Genomic DNA, 16,439 nt, shown 5'->3' with positions numbered 1-16,439 from the left:
CGCGGCGAACGTTCTTTCTACATACCCGGCTGCATTCTTTGTGCAGCCGCCCTTACAACGATGGAGAACCAGCATGACGTCAGTATTCGACCGCGAGGACATCCTCTTTCAGGTCGTGGTCAACCACGAAGAGCAATACTCGATCTGGCCCGATTACAAAGCTGTGCCGCAAGGCTGGCGCACCGTGGGCAAGAGCGGCCTGAAAAAGGAATGCCTGGCCTACATCGAAGAAGTCTGGACCGACATGCGCCCATTGAGCCTGCGCCAGAAGATGGATGCACAAGTCGCGGCGCAATAAGCGACCGGGCATAAAAAACCCGCTGGACCAGTGATGTCAGCGGGTTTTTTCATGTCTTGAATTTGTATTGCTTGCACAGTCTCATCGCTGGCAAGCCAGCTCCCACAGGTATTGTGGTTGATCACAAATGTGTGTTCGCCAAAAACTCTGTGGGAGCTGGCTTGCCAGCGATGAACGATGACTCGGTATCAGCCTGACTACGCTCCGCTCAACCCCTTGAGCAACAAATCCACATTCCCCTCCAGCTCCGCCAGCGGATCCGCCGCATCGGTACTCAACACCACCAGGCGGCTGCCGGATTCGGCAATCGCTGCTTTCACCGGCTCCGCTGGCTGGCGATGGTGCAGCACCACCGCCACGTCATTGTCCTTGAGCGTCGCTGTCAGCTTCTTCAACTCCTCTGGCGTCCAATCGGCATCGGGACGCGCATCCTGTCCGGCCAGTTCAAGGTTGAGGCTGCCAATCAGATAGCCGAAGTGATCGCTCAGGCTCATCACGCTCAGGTTGTCCGCTTCGGCCAGACGCGCCTCGGTGTCCGCGCTGAGTTTCAGCAAACGCTGTTTCAACGCCGCCAGGTTGGCTTCGATTGCAGGCTTGGCGCTTGGTGCCAGGCGCACCAGGTCCGCCGCCATCACATCGGCCATGCGCCCCATGTTGTTGCTCGCCAGCCATGGCTGACTGTTCAGGCCATCAACCTGCAGGCCCGGCTGCACGGCGATGCCGGGCAGGGCGCCGTCGACCGGGCGCGCAGCGTCGACTTCGACGATACGGATATTGCTGCGCCGCGCGATCGGGTACAGCGGATCATCGGCCCACAGCGAACGCAGACCGATTACCGCGTCCGCGTCGGTGGCCAGTTTGCTCAGCGCCGGAGCGCCACGACCGGTGAAATACGCGGTCTGGCGGCTGCCGGGCAGGTTGGCCGGCGCCGCGCGTTCGAGTTTGACGTCGGTACCTTTGAGCAATGCTTCGCCCAATCCATAGGTGATCGGTAACGAGGCCAGAACGCGCAACGGTTTCGCAGTTTCAGCCGCCATCAACGGAGTGCAGACCACGCCACACAGGGCCATGGCCAGAGTCAGGTTACGCAATGAAAAAGCCATTTATCCAAGGTTCCCTTTCAGGCTGGGGACGACGCCGCGCGCAATGGCGGCGAGGGCGAAAGCGATGCCGGCGACCAGAATGATCGCGGCGCCGGACGGGATCGGCAGATCGAATACGATCGGCGCAAGAATCCCGCACAGGGTGCTGACGGTAGCGATCAGCACCGAGCACCAGAAAAACCCTTTCAGCGACTGACTGAGCAAGCGCGCCGCTGCCGCAGGAATCACCAGCAAGGCACCGACCAGAATCGCGCCAATCACCTTCACTGCCGCGACGGTGATCAAGGTCACCAGGATCACGAACAGGTAATCCAGGGTCTTCACCGCTACGCCACGCACCGCCGCCAGTTGCGGATTGAAACTGGCGAGCATGATGCGGTTGTACAGCGGCAGGGCGAGGGCCATGACCAGCGAACCGACGATGGCCAGCACCGCCAGATCATTGCCGTTGACGGTCAATACCGAACCGAACAGCACGTTTTCCAGAATGTGCACGTTGATCTTGCCGGCGAGAATCAGCAGCAGGCTCGCGCCCAGTGCCAGTGACACCGAGAGAAACACGCCGATCAGCGTATCCGGTGCCAGTCCGGTGCGGTTGCGCAGGTAATTGAGCAGAATGCCGAACAGCAAGCAGTAACCGAACAGGCTGCCGTACGGGCCGGTGTAGGGTTCGCCGAGCAGGATGCCGATGGCGACACCGGTCAACGCGGCATGGCCGACTGCTTCGGAAAAGAACGCGAATCGCTTGACCACCACCAGCGTGCCGAGCCCGCCGAGCACGGGGCCGATCAGCAGGCCGGCGAGCAGTGCATTGACGACAAAACCGTAGGCCAGCGCTTCCGGCAGATAACCGGAAGACGCCCAACCCTGAACCATCAAACGAAAGGCTTCGTAACTCATCAGACCGCGCTCCGTGGATGGGTGGAAAACAGCGTCAGCAGACGTTCCGGAGTCAGCGCCTGTTGCGGTGTGGCATCGAACAGCACGCGGCGGTTGAGACCGGTAACCCGATCGGCCAGCCGACCCACCGCTTCCAGGTCATGTTCGATCCACAACACCGTGATGCCCGCCGCGCGCCAGTCAGTCAGCAGACGTTCGAACACCTGGATCCCGGCCTCATCGAGGGCCGACATCGGCTCGTCGAGCACCAGCAGTTGCGGCGCCGGAATCAAGCCCTGCGCGAGCAGCACCCGCTGCCGCTCGCCGCCGGACAGCGCGCCCATGCGCCGCTTGCGCTTGTCCTGCATGCCGACGCGCTCCAGTGCTTCGCCGATGGCGCCGGCATAGTGTTTGCTCAAGCCGAGAAAGGCCGGACGGCGTTGACACATGGCGGCCATGAAATCGTCGACGGTCATCGGCAAGCCGCGATCGAACTCCAGCGCCTGCGGGACGTAACCAATGGTGCCGGGCTCGCCGGGCCAGTGCAGACTGAGCTGGCCCTGATGCGGCATCTGCCCGAGCAGGGTCTTGATCAGCGAACTCTTGCCACCGCCGTTGGGGCCGACCAGCGCATGCACGCTGCCGGGCTGCACCTGGAAGCTGACCTTGTCGAGAATCGTCGTGCGCCCCAAGGTCAGGCTGATATCCGCAAACTCCAGCGCCGGCCCGGTTATCCCCTGTGAGAGCGAGCCTGCTCGCGAATGTGGTGCGTCATTCAACGAAGATGTTGCCTGATCCGGCGCCTTCGCGAGCAGGCTCGCTCCCACCGGGTTATCGGTGTTGTCAGGGATCAGGGTTTCTTTCGACGTCATGCCCCCGACTCCTGAATCGCCCGAACCACGGTGTTGAGGTTGCCGGTCATTTCCTTTTCGTACTTGTCGGCGGTGTATTCGCCGTAGGAAATGTGCGACAGCGGGTACAGCTTCACCCCGGATTCGCGCTGGATGGTGTCGACGTAGCTGGACGGGAAATCCATCTCCGAGAAGATCACTTTGACGTCGAGTTCCCGCAACTGGTCGATGGTCTTTTTCAGCTGACTCGGGCTTGGCTCGATGCCGTGGGCCGGCTCGACCACGGCCGTCACTTCCAGACCGAATTCGCGCAAAAGATAGTCGTAAGCCGCATGCACTGTGGCCACGCGCAGTTCGGCGTTCGGTGCCTGGGTCAGTTTGGCCAAAGCGTCGGCGCGCATCTGCCGCAGGCGTTTGCCATAGGCGCGCGCGTTTTGCGTGTAGATCTTGGCGTTGTCCGGATCGATCTTGCCCAGCTCGCGGGCGATGTTGTTGACCTGGGCGATGGAGGCGCTGATCGACAGGAACGTGTGCGGATTGACCACTTTGCCGGCGCCGCGCGCAGCGACACCGGTGGCTGCCAGTAATGGCACGTTTTCGTTCGCTTCGATGGTTTTGACGTTGGGTGTTTCGCTGGCGGCGATCATCCGGTCGGCGAAGTCGTCATGACCGACGCCGTTGAGCACGATCACGTCCAGTCCGCTGATGCGCTTGATGTCCTCGGCGCGCGGTTCGTAGGCGTGCGGATTGAAGCCCGCAGGAATCAGCGGCACCACTTCTGCCTTGTCGCCGACGATGTTGGCGACGTAGCTGTAATACGGATGCAGAGTGATGCCGATACGCAGGCGTTTGCCTTGCTCGGCGCTGGCCAACGAGCTCAGCAGGCAGGCGCACAGGCCAAGCAGAAACAGGCGTAACAAGGAACGGCGAGGAGATGAAATGGACATGGGCAAGCAGTCTTCTCTCGGATAAAGGCGAGGAATCAATGGCGATGTTCGCGGGTAACCCCGGCATCGAATTGCGCGACGATCTGTTTCCAGCCAGCGGCGGACAGCGCGGCGTCAGACAGATCTTCAGCAGGCGCGGAATCGGCGCTGCGGTTCAGCCAGATGTCCGGCGCCGCGTTGGCGTCAGTGCCGACACGCATCAGAAACGAGCCGGCGACGTCAGGCGTCGCACTACGGCCGAAATACGCGCGGTCGGCGAGCATCTGCCATGCGTGACCACCACGGCTGACCGAACTGGCGTCCTGCGCGAACGGCGCGAAGCCTTCGTCGGCGAGCATTTGTGGCGTCGGCAGGGTTTTTTGCTCTTCGCGCAGCAAGCGGATTTCGTCGAGGGTCACGCGCAGGTCGGCATAGATGCCTTGCTCGGCGGCGCTGAGATCGCGGCGGGCGTCGTACTGGTTGCTCGCGACCGGCTCCGGTTCATGGGAAACCCCGCGCCACGCCACCACCGAGCCGGCGACCGCGAGAATCAGCAGGCACAACAGCAGCACATTGAGGGTTTCATGACCGGCGCCGGCCGGGCGTACCACTTGCGTCGTCGGGCTACTCATGGGGCTTCGATATCCGCCTGGTCGATTTCCACAACGTGGCCTGGGCCGGCATCGAATAGCACATAGAACTCGCTGCCGGGTTTCTTGAACGTCAGCGTTGAGTCGTCACCGAGTTTGCCCGGCACCAGAATGGTTTCGTCATAGCCGATCACATCGAGGGTCACCCCGGGCGCGCCGCTGCCGTCGGAGAAACCGCCGGTGCATTTGATCTGTTCGGCATCGATGGCTTTGCATTCGCACATCGGGTTGTGCGCCAGGGCGCTGGCGCTGAAACCGGCGCTCAGCAGCAGCGCGGCGCTGGCGAGCAAACGGGTCTGAAGGGGTGAGCGAGTCATGGTTTGGCTCCTTGTTTGTTCAGCCACGCAACCGTGGCGGGGGAGGCTTGGCTCAGGGGAATCGCGGCTTGGTGCATGCTGCCGTCCCAGCCTTCCATGGTGATCCACAGCTCGGCGTCAGGTTTGGTCTTTGCCGGGATCGGCATTTGCGTGCCCATGCGATAAGGCGTACCGAAGAAGATCGTGCCAGCGGCGCGCAGACTGCGCGGCTTGCCGATGCGCAGGTAAGTAGCCTTGACCTGTTCGACACAGGTATCGCAGACGGCGGCAGTGAAATCCTTCATATAACCAGCCGGACCGCTAAGGTGCGGCGCCTCGTCACGCAGTTCGGCCAGGCGCAGGCTCCACGGGCCGACCTGAACCGTGCCTATTTCCCGTTGGCCCAGGCCACTGTCGCCGCGAAACAGCGAAGCATCGGCAAAGTATTTCGGCATGAAGCCCAGCGGGATCAGCAACAGCAGGACATTGATGTGGAAACGCCACTTGTGCCAGAAACGCGACAGGCGCGAGGGCGGTGTGACCGAGATGGCTTTGTTCACAGGCTCGCCTCCGAAGTTTCATGGCGCAGCGCCGGTTGGGCGGTGACGCGGTTTTTTTTGTCCTCGCGTTTCAGCGCATTGGCGGTGGCCAACGCGGTGCGCTTGGTCCAGATCAGCAGGCCGCTGAGGATCATCATGCTCAGCAACAGACCGAAGAAGAACCAGATCAACTTGATCCAGATGCCACCGAAGTCACCGGTGTGCAGCGGGCGCATGGATTCGGTGACGAATTCCAGCGAGGAGCGATCGGACAGCAACCGTGAGGAAGCCATTTCGCCGTTGTACGGGTTGAGAGTCGCGGTCTGATACATCAGCGGATACCAGCCACGGCCGCTGACGCTCATGTGCGAGTAGGCATTGCCCGGCAGGTTGACGTAGCTGGCTTCCAGCCCCGGAATCTTCTGCTGGGCGATTTCGATGGCGCGGTCCAGGCTGATGCGCGGCGGCGGGGTGCCGGCGGCCGAGATCGGCACACTTTCGCGGGACATCGCCGGAATGATCGGTTCGCTGGAAATGGAAATCTGGTTATCGAACAGGATCGCCTTGATCAGGAACCAGATGCCGGTGATGGAAATCACCGCGATGAACCAGATTGACCAGATGCCGCACAAGCGATGAAAGTCGCCCCAGAAAATCCGCGCGCCGTGGCGCACGCGCAGGGTCGGGCGCAGGAAACCTTTCCAGAAGCGTTTGTAGACCACCAGCCCGGTAATCAGCGACACCAGCATCGGCACGCCGAGCAATGACACCAGATACCAGCCCCAGCTATAGCCATTGGTGAACGGCACCAGCCACCAGCCATGCAGGGCGCGGGTAAAGGCCTTGAAATCAAAGGCCGGCGCGGTGCCTTGGATGACCCCGGTGTACGGATTGACATAGACCGTCAACGAGCGCCCGTCGGGGTAGCTGACTTCGACATCGAGGGCAAAGTGCGACTCGTCCGGACGATTGATGCTCTGCACCAGGGTTTGCGGCTCGGCTTGTTTGATCGCGGCGAGAATCTGGTCGTAGCTCAGTCGCGGCGCATCGTCCGACGGCTGACTGGCGCGCATTTGCGGGTTGGCCAGCCAGACAATTTCCTGGCTGACCACCGCCAGCGTGCCGGTAACACAGACGATCAACACAAAGAACCAGATCGGCAACGCCAGCCAGCTATGCACCAGGAACCACAGTTTGGAACGGGATTTCTTCGACATGATTGCGCGTCTTGATTGCGGTGGAAGGGGCCGGGCTACGGGCTTCGCAGCACGGAACTCCCCGGGAGGCCGTTCGTGGCTTTTGCCTACGCGAACGGCCTGCATTCCTATAAGACGGATGAGCGAAGAAAATCCCGAAAGCGGATATGAAAGTAAATGTTTCGCAATTACATCGGCAGTGCATTTTTGCCGGTCGATCCGAGGCAAAAAGCCCTCAGCCTTGGCTGAACATCTCCATCGCACGCTGGCGAATCTGCTCTTCGCTCAGATCCTCTTTGTGCGTGGCGAGAAACCACAGATGGCCGAACGGATCTCTCAGCGTGCCGCTGCGATCACCGTAAAACTGGTCTTTGACCTCGGAGACGCTTTGCGCCCCGGCATCCAGCGCTTGTTGAAAGGACTGGTCGACATCGGTGACATACAGGTGCAAGCCGATCGACACCGCCTGCTGTGGATTGCTCAGCGGCCCCTGATCGCAAGGCGTGCCAAGCATGATCGCGCTGTCGCCAATGCGCAGCTCGGCATGGCCGATGGTGCCGTCGGGCATGGTCAGGCGCATGACTTCGCTGGCATTGAAGGCTTTCTTGTAGAAATCGATGGCCTCGGCAGCCTGTTGGATGCCGAGATACGGGGTAATGCTGTGATACCCCTCGGGAATGGGTTTGACGCTCATGACGTTCTCCCTGTTTTTGTTTTCAACAGATGTGGTTACACCGGATTTACCCGGAGCAATCACTATAGAACCGTCCTTGCTGCGCAAATTGTTCGCCGACGAGCAGCGTCATCACTCATCGCGAAAGTGCGGGCCTGGGCCTCGGTCACCGAGCATGTCGCCTTTATTGCGTAACGGACACGCTTCCATGGACAGACAGCCGCAGCCGATGCACCCGGTGAGCTGATCGCGCATCAACGTAAGTTGCCTGATCCGTTCATCGAGCTCGCGCTGCCATTGTTCAGACAGAATCTTCCAGTCCGCCGCCGACGGCGCGCGATCCTGCGGCAGGATCTTCAGCGCTTCGCCGATTTCCGCCAGCGGTATCCCCAGCCGTTGTGCGACTTTGATCAACGCCACCCGGCGCAGTACGGCGCGCGGATAGCGGCGTTGATTGCCGGCATTGCGCTCACTCTTGATCAAACCTTTGGCTTCATAAAAATGCAGCGCCGTGACCGCGACGCCACTGCGCGCCGCAACCTCACCCACGGTGAGAGGCTTGTGCACCTGCTCCTTGCTGATCATGCGGAAAATACTCTTGACCTTGACTTAACTAGAGGTTTTACCCTGCAGCTCTTCGGGTCGCAAGGCTCGCATCAAGATGAGTGGGGGCTTTACATGAGCAATCGCAGCTTTACCCAATTGATCGAATTCGAAATCGAACCCCGCCAGCAAGCAGCGCTGGTCTCGGCACTGGCGACGCAGACCGAGGGGCTGGCCCAGCGTTACGACGGGTTTCTCAGCGCCAGCGTGCAGGCCAGCGACGACGGCCGCCGCGTGCTGAGCTTTTTGCAATGGCAGAGCCGCGAAGCGGGGGAGGCGGCGTTTCGCAGTTTCGAAAGCGGCGAGGAGGATTTCTGGCAATTGATCCGCACCCATCGGGCGAAAACCGTGACCTTCAATTCGTTCCAGGTGCACAGCAGCATTGCCCGCAGCCACGACGACGCGCTGCACTGCCGTTTGCCGGTCAGCCAGTATTAGCGCAAAGCTGATAGCCACTATTGAGAGCGTTGATTTCTGCGCGAGCGTGCCCGGGCGTAGCCTTTCTCCATCGACCCCACATTGCTCGCCAGGACGCTCCCATGAACCGTTTACTGACTCTTTCGCTGATGCTCGCTGTTTCCGTACTCGCCGGTTGTGCCGGCCATGTTTCGCCCGAGCTGCGCCCTTACACCGCTGAAGAATCCCGCGAACTGGCGCTGGAAGCGCTGAACCGCAGCGGCTTGTCATTCGACGAATACCACGCGAAAAAAGCCCAATTGCTCGGCCAGCCGCAGAAGACTTTCGGTTTCGACCAACAGGGTGAGATGAGCGCCGAACGTGCCATACAGCTGCACGGTCGTCCGAGCTGAAGGCAAACTGTACTGCTTGAAGTTTTCCCTAACTGTCCGTGGGTTTGCCGGGCCGTGTGGGATAGGGTCAACAGCTGAATGACCCTGGATGGACTGCCTCGATGAACCTCTCGCTTGATCTGCTGTTGGGCTTTGCCCTGTTTGCCCTTGTCACCTCGATCACACCGGGGCCGAACAACACCATGTTGCTGGCGTCCGGAGTGAATTTCGGTTTCAACCGCACCATTCCGCACATGCTCGGCATCAGCTGCGGCTTCTTTTTATTGGTGGTAGCGGTGGGCTTCGGCCTTGGCGCGGTGTTTCAGGCCTATCCGATTCTGTATACGGTGCTGCGTTATATCGGCGCCGCGTATCTGTTGTATCTGGCGTGGAAGATCGCCCACTCCGGCCCGGTCGGCGACAGTGCCCACGGCGAGGCGAAACCGATCAGCTATCTGGGCGCCGCGGCGTTCCAGTGGGTCAATCCCAAGGCGTGGATCATGGCCATCGGTGCCATCAGCACGTACACGCCGATGCAGGGTTATTTCTATAACGTCGTGATCATCGCGGCGGTGTTCGCCATCATCAATCTGCCCAGTGTCGGCCTGTGGGCGGCGTGCGGCACGCTGTTGCGCAATGTGCTGAAAGATCCGCGCTGGTTGCGCGTGTTCAATTGGGGCATGGCAGCGCTGTTGGTGATCTCGTTGTATCCGTTACTTCTCGAATGCTTTCACTGACGCATTGCTTCAATCGCCGGCCCGATGCCTGTTAAGCTCGGTTTCAGGAGCGTTCCTACGCACTTTTAATGAAGCCCTACTTCTTTAACGGCATCCGATCAGGTATTGATGACGCTCTCGAACCCATGCACAGCTCACGAGGCTGTGCATCGTCGTTTGCAGACACGAGCATCCTGATCCCGGAACACGCTCTGCGAGTCCTTTATGAACACACGTCCGTTGTATTTCGATTACGCCGCCACCACCCCGGTGGACGAGCGGGTCATCCAGGTGATGATCGAATGTCTGGGTTTTCACGGTAACTTCGGTAACCCGGCGTCCAGCTCCCACGCTTTCGGCCAGCAGGCCCGGCAGACGGTCGAGCAGGCACGTCGGCAAGTCGCCGATCTGGTCGGCGCGCAGCCTGAGCAGATCGTCTGGACCTCTGGTGCCACCGAATCCAACAACCTCGCCCTCAAAGGCGTCGCTCAGGCCCGTGGCGTTTGCGGCGGGCACATCATTACCAGTCAGATCGAACACAAGGCCATTCTCGACACCGCGCGGCAATTGCAGGACTCGGGCATTGCCGTGACCTATCTGGTGCCGGACGCCCAAGGCTTGATCACGCCGCAAGCGGTCAGCGAAGCGATGCGTGACGACACTTTTCTGGTCTCGCTGATGCTGGTCAACAACGAGTTGGGCACGGTCAATGATGTCGAGGCGATTGGCGAAGTGGTGCGCAGTCGGCAGGCGTTGTTTCATGTGGATGCGGCGCAAGGCGCGGGCAAGGTCGCGATCGATCTGAGCCGCTGGCCGGTGGACCTGATGTCGTTTTCCGCACACAAACTCTACGGCCCCAAAGGCATCGGCGCTTTGTATGTCGGCCCGCAGGCGCAGCAACGCTTGCAGGCACAGATCCACGGCGGCGGTCATGAAGGTGGCCTGCGCTCCGGAACCCTGGCGACTCATCAGATTGCCGGGATGGGCGCTGCTTTCGCTTTGGCCGCCGACGCATTTGATGAAGAGAAAAAGTCCATCATCGCTTTGCGCGAACGCTTGCTCGAACAGCTTTTGAAGTTGCCCGGCGTGCGCCTCAATGGCAGTGCCTCGCAACGTATTCCGCACACCCTGAGCCTGACCTTCAGCGAGGGCGAGTTCAACAGCGCCGCATTGAGCCATTCGATCGCGTTTTCCGCGACGTCGGCGTGTAATTCCGCAAGTAATGCGCCGTCCCACGTGCTGCTCGCGCTCGGACACGATGCGCGGCTGGCGGGGCGCACCATTCGCTTGAGCCTCGGGCGGTTTACCACCGTTGAGGATGTCGACAAGGCCGTTGACCTGATCACAACCGCCTGCGCCAGTGCTCCGGCATTCTGGGCGACAGGGTTCTAAACAGCAGACGCTTTCCATGGCCGCGAAGGCTACGAACAATAACGATGACGCGATTAGCAGGAGACATGATGAGTTCCCACACCTTGACCGAAGGAACGGTGCCTCAGCGCCTGGCGCATACCCGTGAACTGATGCGCCGCGAAGGCATCCATGCGCTGCTGGTGCCGTCCGCCGACCCGCATCTTTCGGAATACCTGCCGGGTTACTGGCAGGGCCGGCAATGGTTGTCGGGTTTCCACGGTTCGGTCGGTACGCTGATCGTCACTGCTGATTTCGCTGGCGTGTGGGCCGACAGTCGTTACTGGGAACAGGCGACCAAGGAGCTCAACGGCAGCGGCATCGAACTGGTCAAACTGCAACCGGGGCAGCCGAGCCCACTGGACTGGCTGGCCGAACAAACCCCTGAGGGCGGCGTTGTTGCGGTCGACGGCGCGGTAATGGCAGTGGCGTCGGCGCGTACGCTGAGCAGCAAACTCGAAGCACGCGGCGCTCGCCTGCGCACCGATACCGACCTGTTGCAGGAAGTCTGGCGTGATCGCCCGAGCCTGCCGAACGCGCCGATCTATCAGCATCTGCCGCCGCAAGCGACCGTCAGCCGTGGCGAGAAACTCGCGACATTGCGCGAAACCTTGCAAGAACGTGGTGCCGACTGGCACTTCATCGCCACCCTGGATGACATTGCCTGGCTGTTCAACCTGCGTGGCGGTGATGTTTCGTTCAATCCGGTGTTTGTTTCGTTCGCCTTGATCAATCAGCAACAGGCCACGCTGTTTGTGGCGCTGAGCAAGGTCGATGCCGATCTGCGCGCGGTACTGGAGCAGGATGGCGTGACGCTGCGTGACTACAGCGAAGTGGCCGATGCGTTGCGTGCTGTGCCGAGCGGCGCGAGCCTGCTGGTCGATCCGGCGCGAGTGACCACGGGGTTGCTGGATAACCTGGACAGTGGCGTGAAACTGGTCGAGGGTCTCAACCCGACTACGTTGGCCAAATCGCAGAAAAGCGAAGCCGACGCTCAACACATCCGTAAAGCCATGGAGCAGGATGGCGCGGCGTTGTGCGAATTCTTTGCCTGGCTGGAATCGGCATGGGGGCGCGAGCGCATCACCGAACTGACCATCGACGAGAAACTTACCGCTGCCCGTGAACGTCGTCCCGATTACGTTTCGCTGAGCTTCAACACGATTGCCGCGTTCAACGCCAATGGCGCGATGCCGCACTATCACGCTACCGAAGAGGAGCATGCGTTGATCGAGGGTGATGGTCTGTTGCTCATCGATTCCGGTGGTCAATACCTCGGCGGTACCACAGACATCACGCGCATGGTCCCGGTGGGTACGCCGACCCAGGAGCAGAAACAGGATTGCACGCGCGTGTTGAAAGGCGTGATTGCGCTGTCGCGGGCACGATTTCCGAAAGGCATTCTGTCGCCGCTGCTCGACGCCATCGCTCGTGCGCCGATCTGGGCTGACAACGTCGACTACGGCCACGGCACTGGTCATGGCGTGGGCTATTTCCTCAACGTTCACGAAGGTCCGCAAGTGATCGCTTATCAAGCGGCACCGGCACCGCAGACGGCGATGCAGCCGGGGATGATTACCTCGATCGAACCCGGCACTTATCGCCCGGGCCGCTGGGGCGTGCGCATCGAGAACCTGGCGATGAACCGCGAGGCCGGCAGCAGCGAATTCGGCGACTTCCTCAAGTTCGAAACCCTGACGCTGTGCCCGATCGATACTCGCTGCCTGATTGCTGACCTGCTGACTCAGGAAGAAAAGCAGTGGCTCAATGCTTATCACAGTGAAGTACGCGAGCGTCTGAGTCCGTTGTTGGATGGCGCGGCGCTGAGCTGGCTGAACGAGCGCACTGTGGCCATTTGATCGATTTACCCAAGGCGCCGCTCGCGGTGCCTTGGGTCTCGGCTTCAATCCTGGCGCAATGCCTCTTCTACGAAGTCGAGTCGATCCTGACCGAAGAACAACTGATCGCCAATGAACATGCTGGGGGCACCGAAAACGCCGCGCTTGATCGCGGCTTCGGTGTTTTCCTTGAGTGCGGCTTTTACTGATTCATCGTTGGTCAGCGCCATTATCTCTTGGGGGTCGAAGCCGTTTTCAGTCAGCACGGCGGCAACGGTTTGCGGATCGTTGAGGTTACGGCCTTCTACCCAAAGCGCCTTGAACAGGCAATCGACGAACTCGGCGAAACGCTGCGGCTGGCGCATCTGCATGCCAGTGACGGCACGCATCAGTATCAGCGTGTTGATTGGAAAGTGCGGATTGAATCTGAGCTGTACGCCGTAGCGTTTGGCGAAGCGATCGAGGTCCTGAAACATGTAGCGGCCCTTCGCCGGAATCATTGCCGGCGAAGCGTTGCCGGTGGCTTTGAACACGCCACCCAACAGCATCGGGATGTAGCTCAGTTCGCTCTGGGTATCGGCGCAGATTTTCGCTAGCTGGGTGTGCGCCAGATAGGTGGTGGGGCTGCCGAGGTCGAAATAGAATTCCACGGTTTTCGTCATGATCAAATCGCTCTCTTATTGTTGTAATGAGGGTGGAGGGCTTACCAGCGTTCGTTCCATGGGCGCAGGTCCAGCTCAAAGGTCCAGGCATCCCGCGGCTGACTGTGCAGATACCAATAGTTTTCAGCGATGTGCCCTGGATCGAGAATGCCGTCCTGATCCTTGGTCGCGTATTTCTCGGGAAAGCTGTTGCGGATGAAGTCGGTATCGATCGCACCATCAACTACGACGTGGGCGACATGAATGTTCATCGGCCCCAACTCTCTCGCCATGCTTTGCGCCAGTGCGCGGATGCCGTGTTTGGCTCCGGCGAAAGCGGCAAATCCAGAAGCACCGCGCAGCCCGGCCGTGGCACCAGTGAACAGAATCGTGCCGCGCTGCCGAGTGACCATGCGCTTGGCCACTTCACGGGCATTGAGAAAACCGGAGAAGCAGGCCATCTCCCAGATCTTGAAATATTTGCGTGCGGTTTCTTCGAGAATGCTGCAGGGCACGTTGGCGCCGATGTTGAAGACAAAGGCCTCAATCGGGCCGACGCGGGTTTCGATGTCTTCGATCAACGCGATGACATCTTCTTCCTTGCGCGCATCGCAGGCAAAACCATGGGCCTCACCGCCCTCAGCGATGATTGCGTGAACCAGAGGCTGCAATTTGTCGGCGCTGCGCCGGGTCACGCAGGCTATAAACCCCTCACTGGCAAAGCGCTTGGCAATTGCCCCGCCGGTGGCATCACCGGCACCGACAACCAACACGACCTTCTTGTTATTCATGGGTGAATCCCTTTTGGTTAACGATCGTTTAGTTAACGAACGTTATGCTAGGATTCGGGCAGCGTCAAGGCGATCTACTTCAGGAGATGACATGCGTTATTCGGCCGGACACAAATCGGAAACCCGCGAACGATTGCTGCAAAGCAGCGCGCTGTCGGCAAAGAAATCGGGGTTTTCCACGGTGGGCGTGGATGGCCTGATGAAAGCCATCGGTTTGAGTGGCGCCGCGTTCTACAGCCACTTTTCATCCAAGGATGCGTTGTTCGCTGCCATCGTCGAGCGAGAGTTGAGTGAAAGTCTTGAGCGCCTTGGTGGCCAGGGCGGTGCAGATCGGCAGCGGCTGGAGCGTTGTCTGAAGCAGTACCTGAGCATGGCCCATGTCGAGCAACCCGAGGCCGGTTGCGCGCTGCCGACATTGGGCGCGGAGATTGCCCGTGCCGATGTACAGGTGCGTGAGCAGGCTGAAGAATGGATCTGCCGCCTTCAGCAGGGCTGGGCCGAGATACTGGAAAGCGAGAGTCTGGCCTGGTCGGTGCTGTCGCAATGCGTGGGTGCATTGGTGGTCGCGCGGATGCTGGCAACACCGGACGTGCAGCGTACGGTGTTGCGCTCGAGTCACGAGGAAATTACGCGTCAGCTCGCTTTGCCACGAGCCGAGTAGTTATTTGCAGATGACGATCATGCTGCGGCTGGTATAACCGGCGGGGTTCAGGCCGAACGGATAATCGCCAGGTTCTTCTACGGTGTCCCCGGATTTGGCGATCACCTTGTAACCCTTGGGCGCGCAGGAATTGGCGGCGCTGGTGTAGCACTTGTCCCATGAGGATGAAAGTCCGGAACAGTTGATGTGCAGCCCCTTCTTGCCTCGTTTGACCTGGGTTTCCGAGGTCGCTGCGCAACTCGCGATCGCCAGCAGGGCGATCAATAGCAAAATTCGTTTCATTACCATCCTTAATAGCGGCCGCGAGTCTGGTGCTCGGGTCTGCCTGTATTCGCTCGCGTTTGCAGCGTTGTGCCGTCCTTTGCGAAAAAATCCATGCCTGGCGATGGGTTACGAAGCTAAACATGGCCTAAATGAGCGCCAATTACCAGACCCCACTTTCTATAACGCTTCAGTCGGCCGCGACAGCAGGCTTTGCTCCGCTGCCCATGGTCATGGTTGCGCCCACTGACGCCAGAATAATGCACAGGATGGCCAGCCATTGTGACAATGAAAGGTATTCCTGGAGAAAAAGCAGACCTGACAATGCTCCGAAGGCCGGTTCGATACTCATGAGCGTGCCGAAGGTGCGCGCGGGCATACGCGTCAGGGCGACCATCTCCAGGGTATAGGGCAGGGCGGTGGACAGAATGGCGACGCCGATAGCGATCGGAATCAGCGATGGTGTAAGCAGCGCAGCGCCGGCATGAACAATGCCGATCGGCGCCACGAACAGCGCGGCGATCATCACGCCGAGGGCTGCCGTCGTCACCCCGTTGTCGGCGCCGGCCTTTTGCCCGAACAGAATGTACAGCGCCCAGCACACTCCGGCCCCCAGCGCATAACCCGCTCCGACCAGATCAATGCCGGCAGTGGTTGCCCCGGTAGGTATCAATAGAAGCAAGCCGGCCGCAGCAAGCGCAATCCATACAAAATCAATGGCGCGGCGAGAGGCATATATAGCTACAGCCAGAGGGCCGGTGAATTCCAGCGCAACGGCGATGCCCAGCGGCACTGTGCGCAGCGACATATAAAAGAGGAAGTTCATTCCACCCAATGCCATTCCGTAGACGATGACGGTACGAAGAGACTTGGAGGTCAGCTTTGCACGCCATGGGCGCAGTATCAGCAGCATGATCACGCTGGCAAAGATCAAGCGAAGAGTGGTTGTTCCTTGTGCGCCGATAATGGGGAACATGCTTTTGGCCAGAGAAGCGCCCGACTGGATGGACGCCATGGCTATCATGAGCAGGCAAACCGGAAACAATGTGGAAGCAAGGGAGCGAGGTTGATCATTCATTGCGCGGCAGCATCCAAGGCAAAAACACAGTATTGTTGTGGTAGTGGGCAATATACTGCGCATTGGATGGGGGCGCGTCTATATATAGAAAGCGTTTTTGCTGATTTGAAAGAAAAGCGAAATTAACGGTTGACGGCAGATTCCAGAGGTCTATAATTCGCCCCACTTCCGGCGCAGTCGAAACGGAAAACTCCTTGAAATTCAAAGAGTTACGCAGTTTTCGACAGCGGCTTGCTTCAGA

22 protein-coding genes are annotated in these 16,439 nt (G+C 59.9%); 7 read left to right on the top strand and 15 right to left on the bottom strand.

Features of this window, described 5'->3' with window-relative positions; translation table 11 throughout:
* The first annotated feature begins 73 nt into the window (after nt 1-73).
* Nucleotides 74-298: an MbtH family protein gene (locus ACYSTU_RS22370; RefSeq protein ID WP_016770808.1), complete on the top strand. Its 225-nt coding sequence runs from the start codon at nt 74-76 to the stop codon at nt 296-298.
* Nucleotides 299-495: 197 nt separating this feature from the next.
* On the opposite strand, the gene ACYSTU_RS22365 is transcribed toward ACYSTU_RS22370, so the two are convergent.
* The 10 genes from ACYSTU_RS22365 to soxR all read right to left on the bottom strand — a co-directional run bounded on the left by ACYSTU_RS22365 (nt 496) and on the right by soxR (nt 7,996).
* Nucleotides 496-1,401 (bottom strand): metal ABC transporter substrate-binding protein, encoded by a 906-nt coding sequence (locus ACYSTU_RS22365; RefSeq protein ID WP_024013667.1) that lies wholly within the window; start codon nt 1,399-1,401, stop codon nt 496-498.
* Nucleotides 1,402-2,301: a metal ABC transporter permease gene (locus ACYSTU_RS22360; protein WP_007917717.1), complete on the bottom strand. Its 900-nt coding sequence runs from the start codon at nt 2,299-2,301 to the stop codon at nt 1,402-1,404. It abuts the gene before it with no gap.
* Nucleotides 2,301-3,152 (bottom strand): metal ABC transporter ATP-binding protein, encoded by an 852-nt coding sequence (locus tag ACYSTU_RS22355; RefSeq protein ID WP_123443496.1) that lies wholly within the window; start codon nt 3,150-3,152, stop codon nt 2,301-2,303. The genes ACYSTU_RS22360 and ACYSTU_RS22355 overlap by 1 nt, the downstream gene beginning before the upstream one ends.
* On the bottom strand, nt 3,149-4,078 hold the full coding sequence (locus tag ACYSTU_RS22350; protein ID WP_123443495.1) for a metal ABC transporter substrate-binding protein: 930 nt from the start codon (nt 4,076-4,078) through the stop codon (nt 3,149-3,151). The genes ACYSTU_RS22355 and ACYSTU_RS22350 overlap by 4 nt, the downstream gene beginning before the upstream one ends.
* 35 nt (nt 4,079-4,113) lie before the next feature.
* The gene (locus tag ACYSTU_RS22345; RefSeq protein ID WP_206421806.1) at nt 4,114-4,689 is read right to left on the bottom strand and encodes a DUF6162 family protein; all 576 of its coding nucleotides are present in this window, start codon (nt 4,687-4,689) and stop codon (nt 4,114-4,116) included.
* Entirely contained in the window at nt 4,686-5,024 is a 339-nt protein-coding gene (locus ACYSTU_RS22340; protein WP_016770802.1) for a hypothetical protein, read from the bottom strand. Before ACYSTU_RS22340 ends, ACYSTU_RS22345 begins: the two co-directional genes overlap by 4 nt.
* Nucleotides 5,021-5,563 carry a PA2404 family protein gene (locus ACYSTU_RS22335; RefSeq protein ID WP_016770801.1) on the bottom strand — a complete coding sequence of 181 codons (543 nt, stop codon included), beginning with the start codon at nt 5,561-5,563 and terminating at the stop codon, nt 5,021-5,023. Before ACYSTU_RS22335 ends, ACYSTU_RS22340 begins: the two co-directional genes overlap by 4 nt.
* Complete coding sequence (locus ACYSTU_RS22330) at nt 5,560-6,759, bottom strand: PepSY-associated TM helix domain-containing protein (RefSeq protein ID WP_024013663.1); 1,200 nt, start codon at nt 6,757-6,759, stop codon at nt 5,560-5,562. Before ACYSTU_RS22330 ends, ACYSTU_RS22335 begins: the two co-directional genes overlap by 4 nt.
* A 214-nt stretch (nt 6,760-6,973) precedes the next feature.
* Entirely contained in the window at nt 6,974-7,432 is a 459-nt protein-coding gene (locus tag ACYSTU_RS22325; protein WP_217878593.1) for a VOC family protein, read from the bottom strand.
* A 111-nt stretch (nt 7,433-7,543) separates the two neighbouring features.
* Nucleotides 7,544-7,996: a redox-sensitive transcriptional activator SoxR gene (soxR, locus tag ACYSTU_RS22320; RefSeq protein ID WP_130912598.1), complete on the bottom strand. Its 453-nt coding sequence runs from the start codon at nt 7,994-7,996 to the stop codon at nt 7,544-7,546.
* 93 nt (nt 7,997-8,089) lie between these two features.
* Between soxR and ACYSTU_RS22315 the strand changes: the two genes are divergently transcribed.
* From ACYSTU_RS22315 to ACYSTU_RS22295, 5 genes are all read left to right on the top strand, one after another.
* Entirely contained in the window at nt 8,090-8,452 is a 363-nt protein-coding gene (locus ACYSTU_RS22315; RefSeq protein WP_016770724.1) for an antibiotic biosynthesis monooxygenase, read from the top strand.
* 101 nt (nt 8,453-8,553) lie between these two features.
* On the top strand, nt 8,554-8,823 hold the full coding sequence (locus ACYSTU_RS22310; RefSeq protein ID WP_217878592.1) for a hypothetical protein: 270 nt from the start codon (nt 8,554-8,556) through the stop codon (nt 8,821-8,823).
* A gap of 101 nt (nt 8,824-8,924) precedes the next feature.
* On the top strand, nt 8,925-9,539 hold the full coding sequence (locus tag ACYSTU_RS22305; protein ID WP_499001650.1) for a LysE family translocator: 615 nt from the start codon (nt 8,925-8,927) through the stop codon (nt 9,537-9,539).
* Nucleotides 9,540-9,743: 204 nt separating this feature from the next.
* Entirely contained in the window at nt 9,744-10,910 is a 1,167-nt protein-coding gene (locus tag ACYSTU_RS22300) for an aminotransferase class V-fold PLP-dependent enzyme (RefSeq protein ID WP_499001647.1), read from the top strand.
* Nucleotides 10,911-10,978: 68 nt separating this feature from the next.
* Nucleotides 10,979-12,787 (top strand): aminopeptidase P family protein, encoded by a 1,809-nt coding sequence (locus ACYSTU_RS22295; protein WP_499001645.1) that lies wholly within the window; start codon nt 10,979-10,981, stop codon nt 12,785-12,787.
* A 44-nt stretch (nt 12,788-12,831) separates the two neighbouring features.
* On the opposite strand, the gene ACYSTU_RS22290 is transcribed toward ACYSTU_RS22295, so the two are convergent.
* Nucleotides 12,832-13,428 carry a 2-hydroxychromene-2-carboxylate isomerase gene (locus ACYSTU_RS22290; protein ID WP_499001642.1) on the bottom strand — a complete coding sequence of 199 codons (597 nt, stop codon included), beginning with the start codon at nt 13,426-13,428 and terminating at the stop codon, nt 12,832-12,834.
* A gap of 41 nt (nt 13,429-13,469) precedes the next feature.
* A complete protein-coding gene (locus ACYSTU_RS22285) occupies nt 13,470-14,198 on the bottom strand; it encodes an SDR family oxidoreductase (protein WP_499001639.1) in 729 nt (242 codons plus the stop codon).
* A 91-nt stretch (nt 14,199-14,289) separates the two neighbouring features.
* On the opposite strand from ACYSTU_RS22285, the gene ACYSTU_RS22280 reads away from it, so the two are divergent.
* Nucleotides 14,290-14,859 carry a TetR/AcrR family transcriptional regulator gene (locus ACYSTU_RS22280; RefSeq protein WP_016770792.1) on the top strand — a complete coding sequence of 190 codons (570 nt, stop codon included), beginning with the start codon at nt 14,290-14,292 and terminating at the stop codon, nt 14,857-14,859.
* On the opposite strand, the gene ACYSTU_RS22275 is transcribed toward ACYSTU_RS22280, so the two are convergent.
* The 3 genes from ACYSTU_RS22275 to ACYSTU_RS22265 form a co-directional block, all read right to left on the bottom strand.
* Complete coding sequence (locus tag ACYSTU_RS22275; RefSeq protein WP_016770791.1) at nt 14,860-15,141, bottom strand: hypothetical protein; 282 nt, start codon at nt 15,139-15,141, stop codon at nt 14,860-14,862. It abuts the gene before it with no gap.
* Nucleotides 15,142-15,310: 169 nt separating this feature from the next.
* Nucleotides 15,311-16,198: a threonine/homoserine exporter RhtA gene (gene rhtA, locus ACYSTU_RS22270; protein WP_024013655.1), complete on the bottom strand. Its 888-nt coding sequence runs from the start codon at nt 16,196-16,198 to the stop codon at nt 15,311-15,313.
* Nucleotides 16,191-16,439, bottom strand: a 249-nt coding sequence (locus ACYSTU_RS22265; RefSeq protein WP_499001636.1) for a hypothetical protein, incomplete at its 5' end; no start/stop codon positions are given. The genes rhtA and ACYSTU_RS22265, both read right to left, overlap by 8 nt.

Source organism: Pseudomonas glycinis (assembly GCF_054871425.1).
This window is presented reverse-complemented; position numbering and strand designations above follow the sequence as displayed.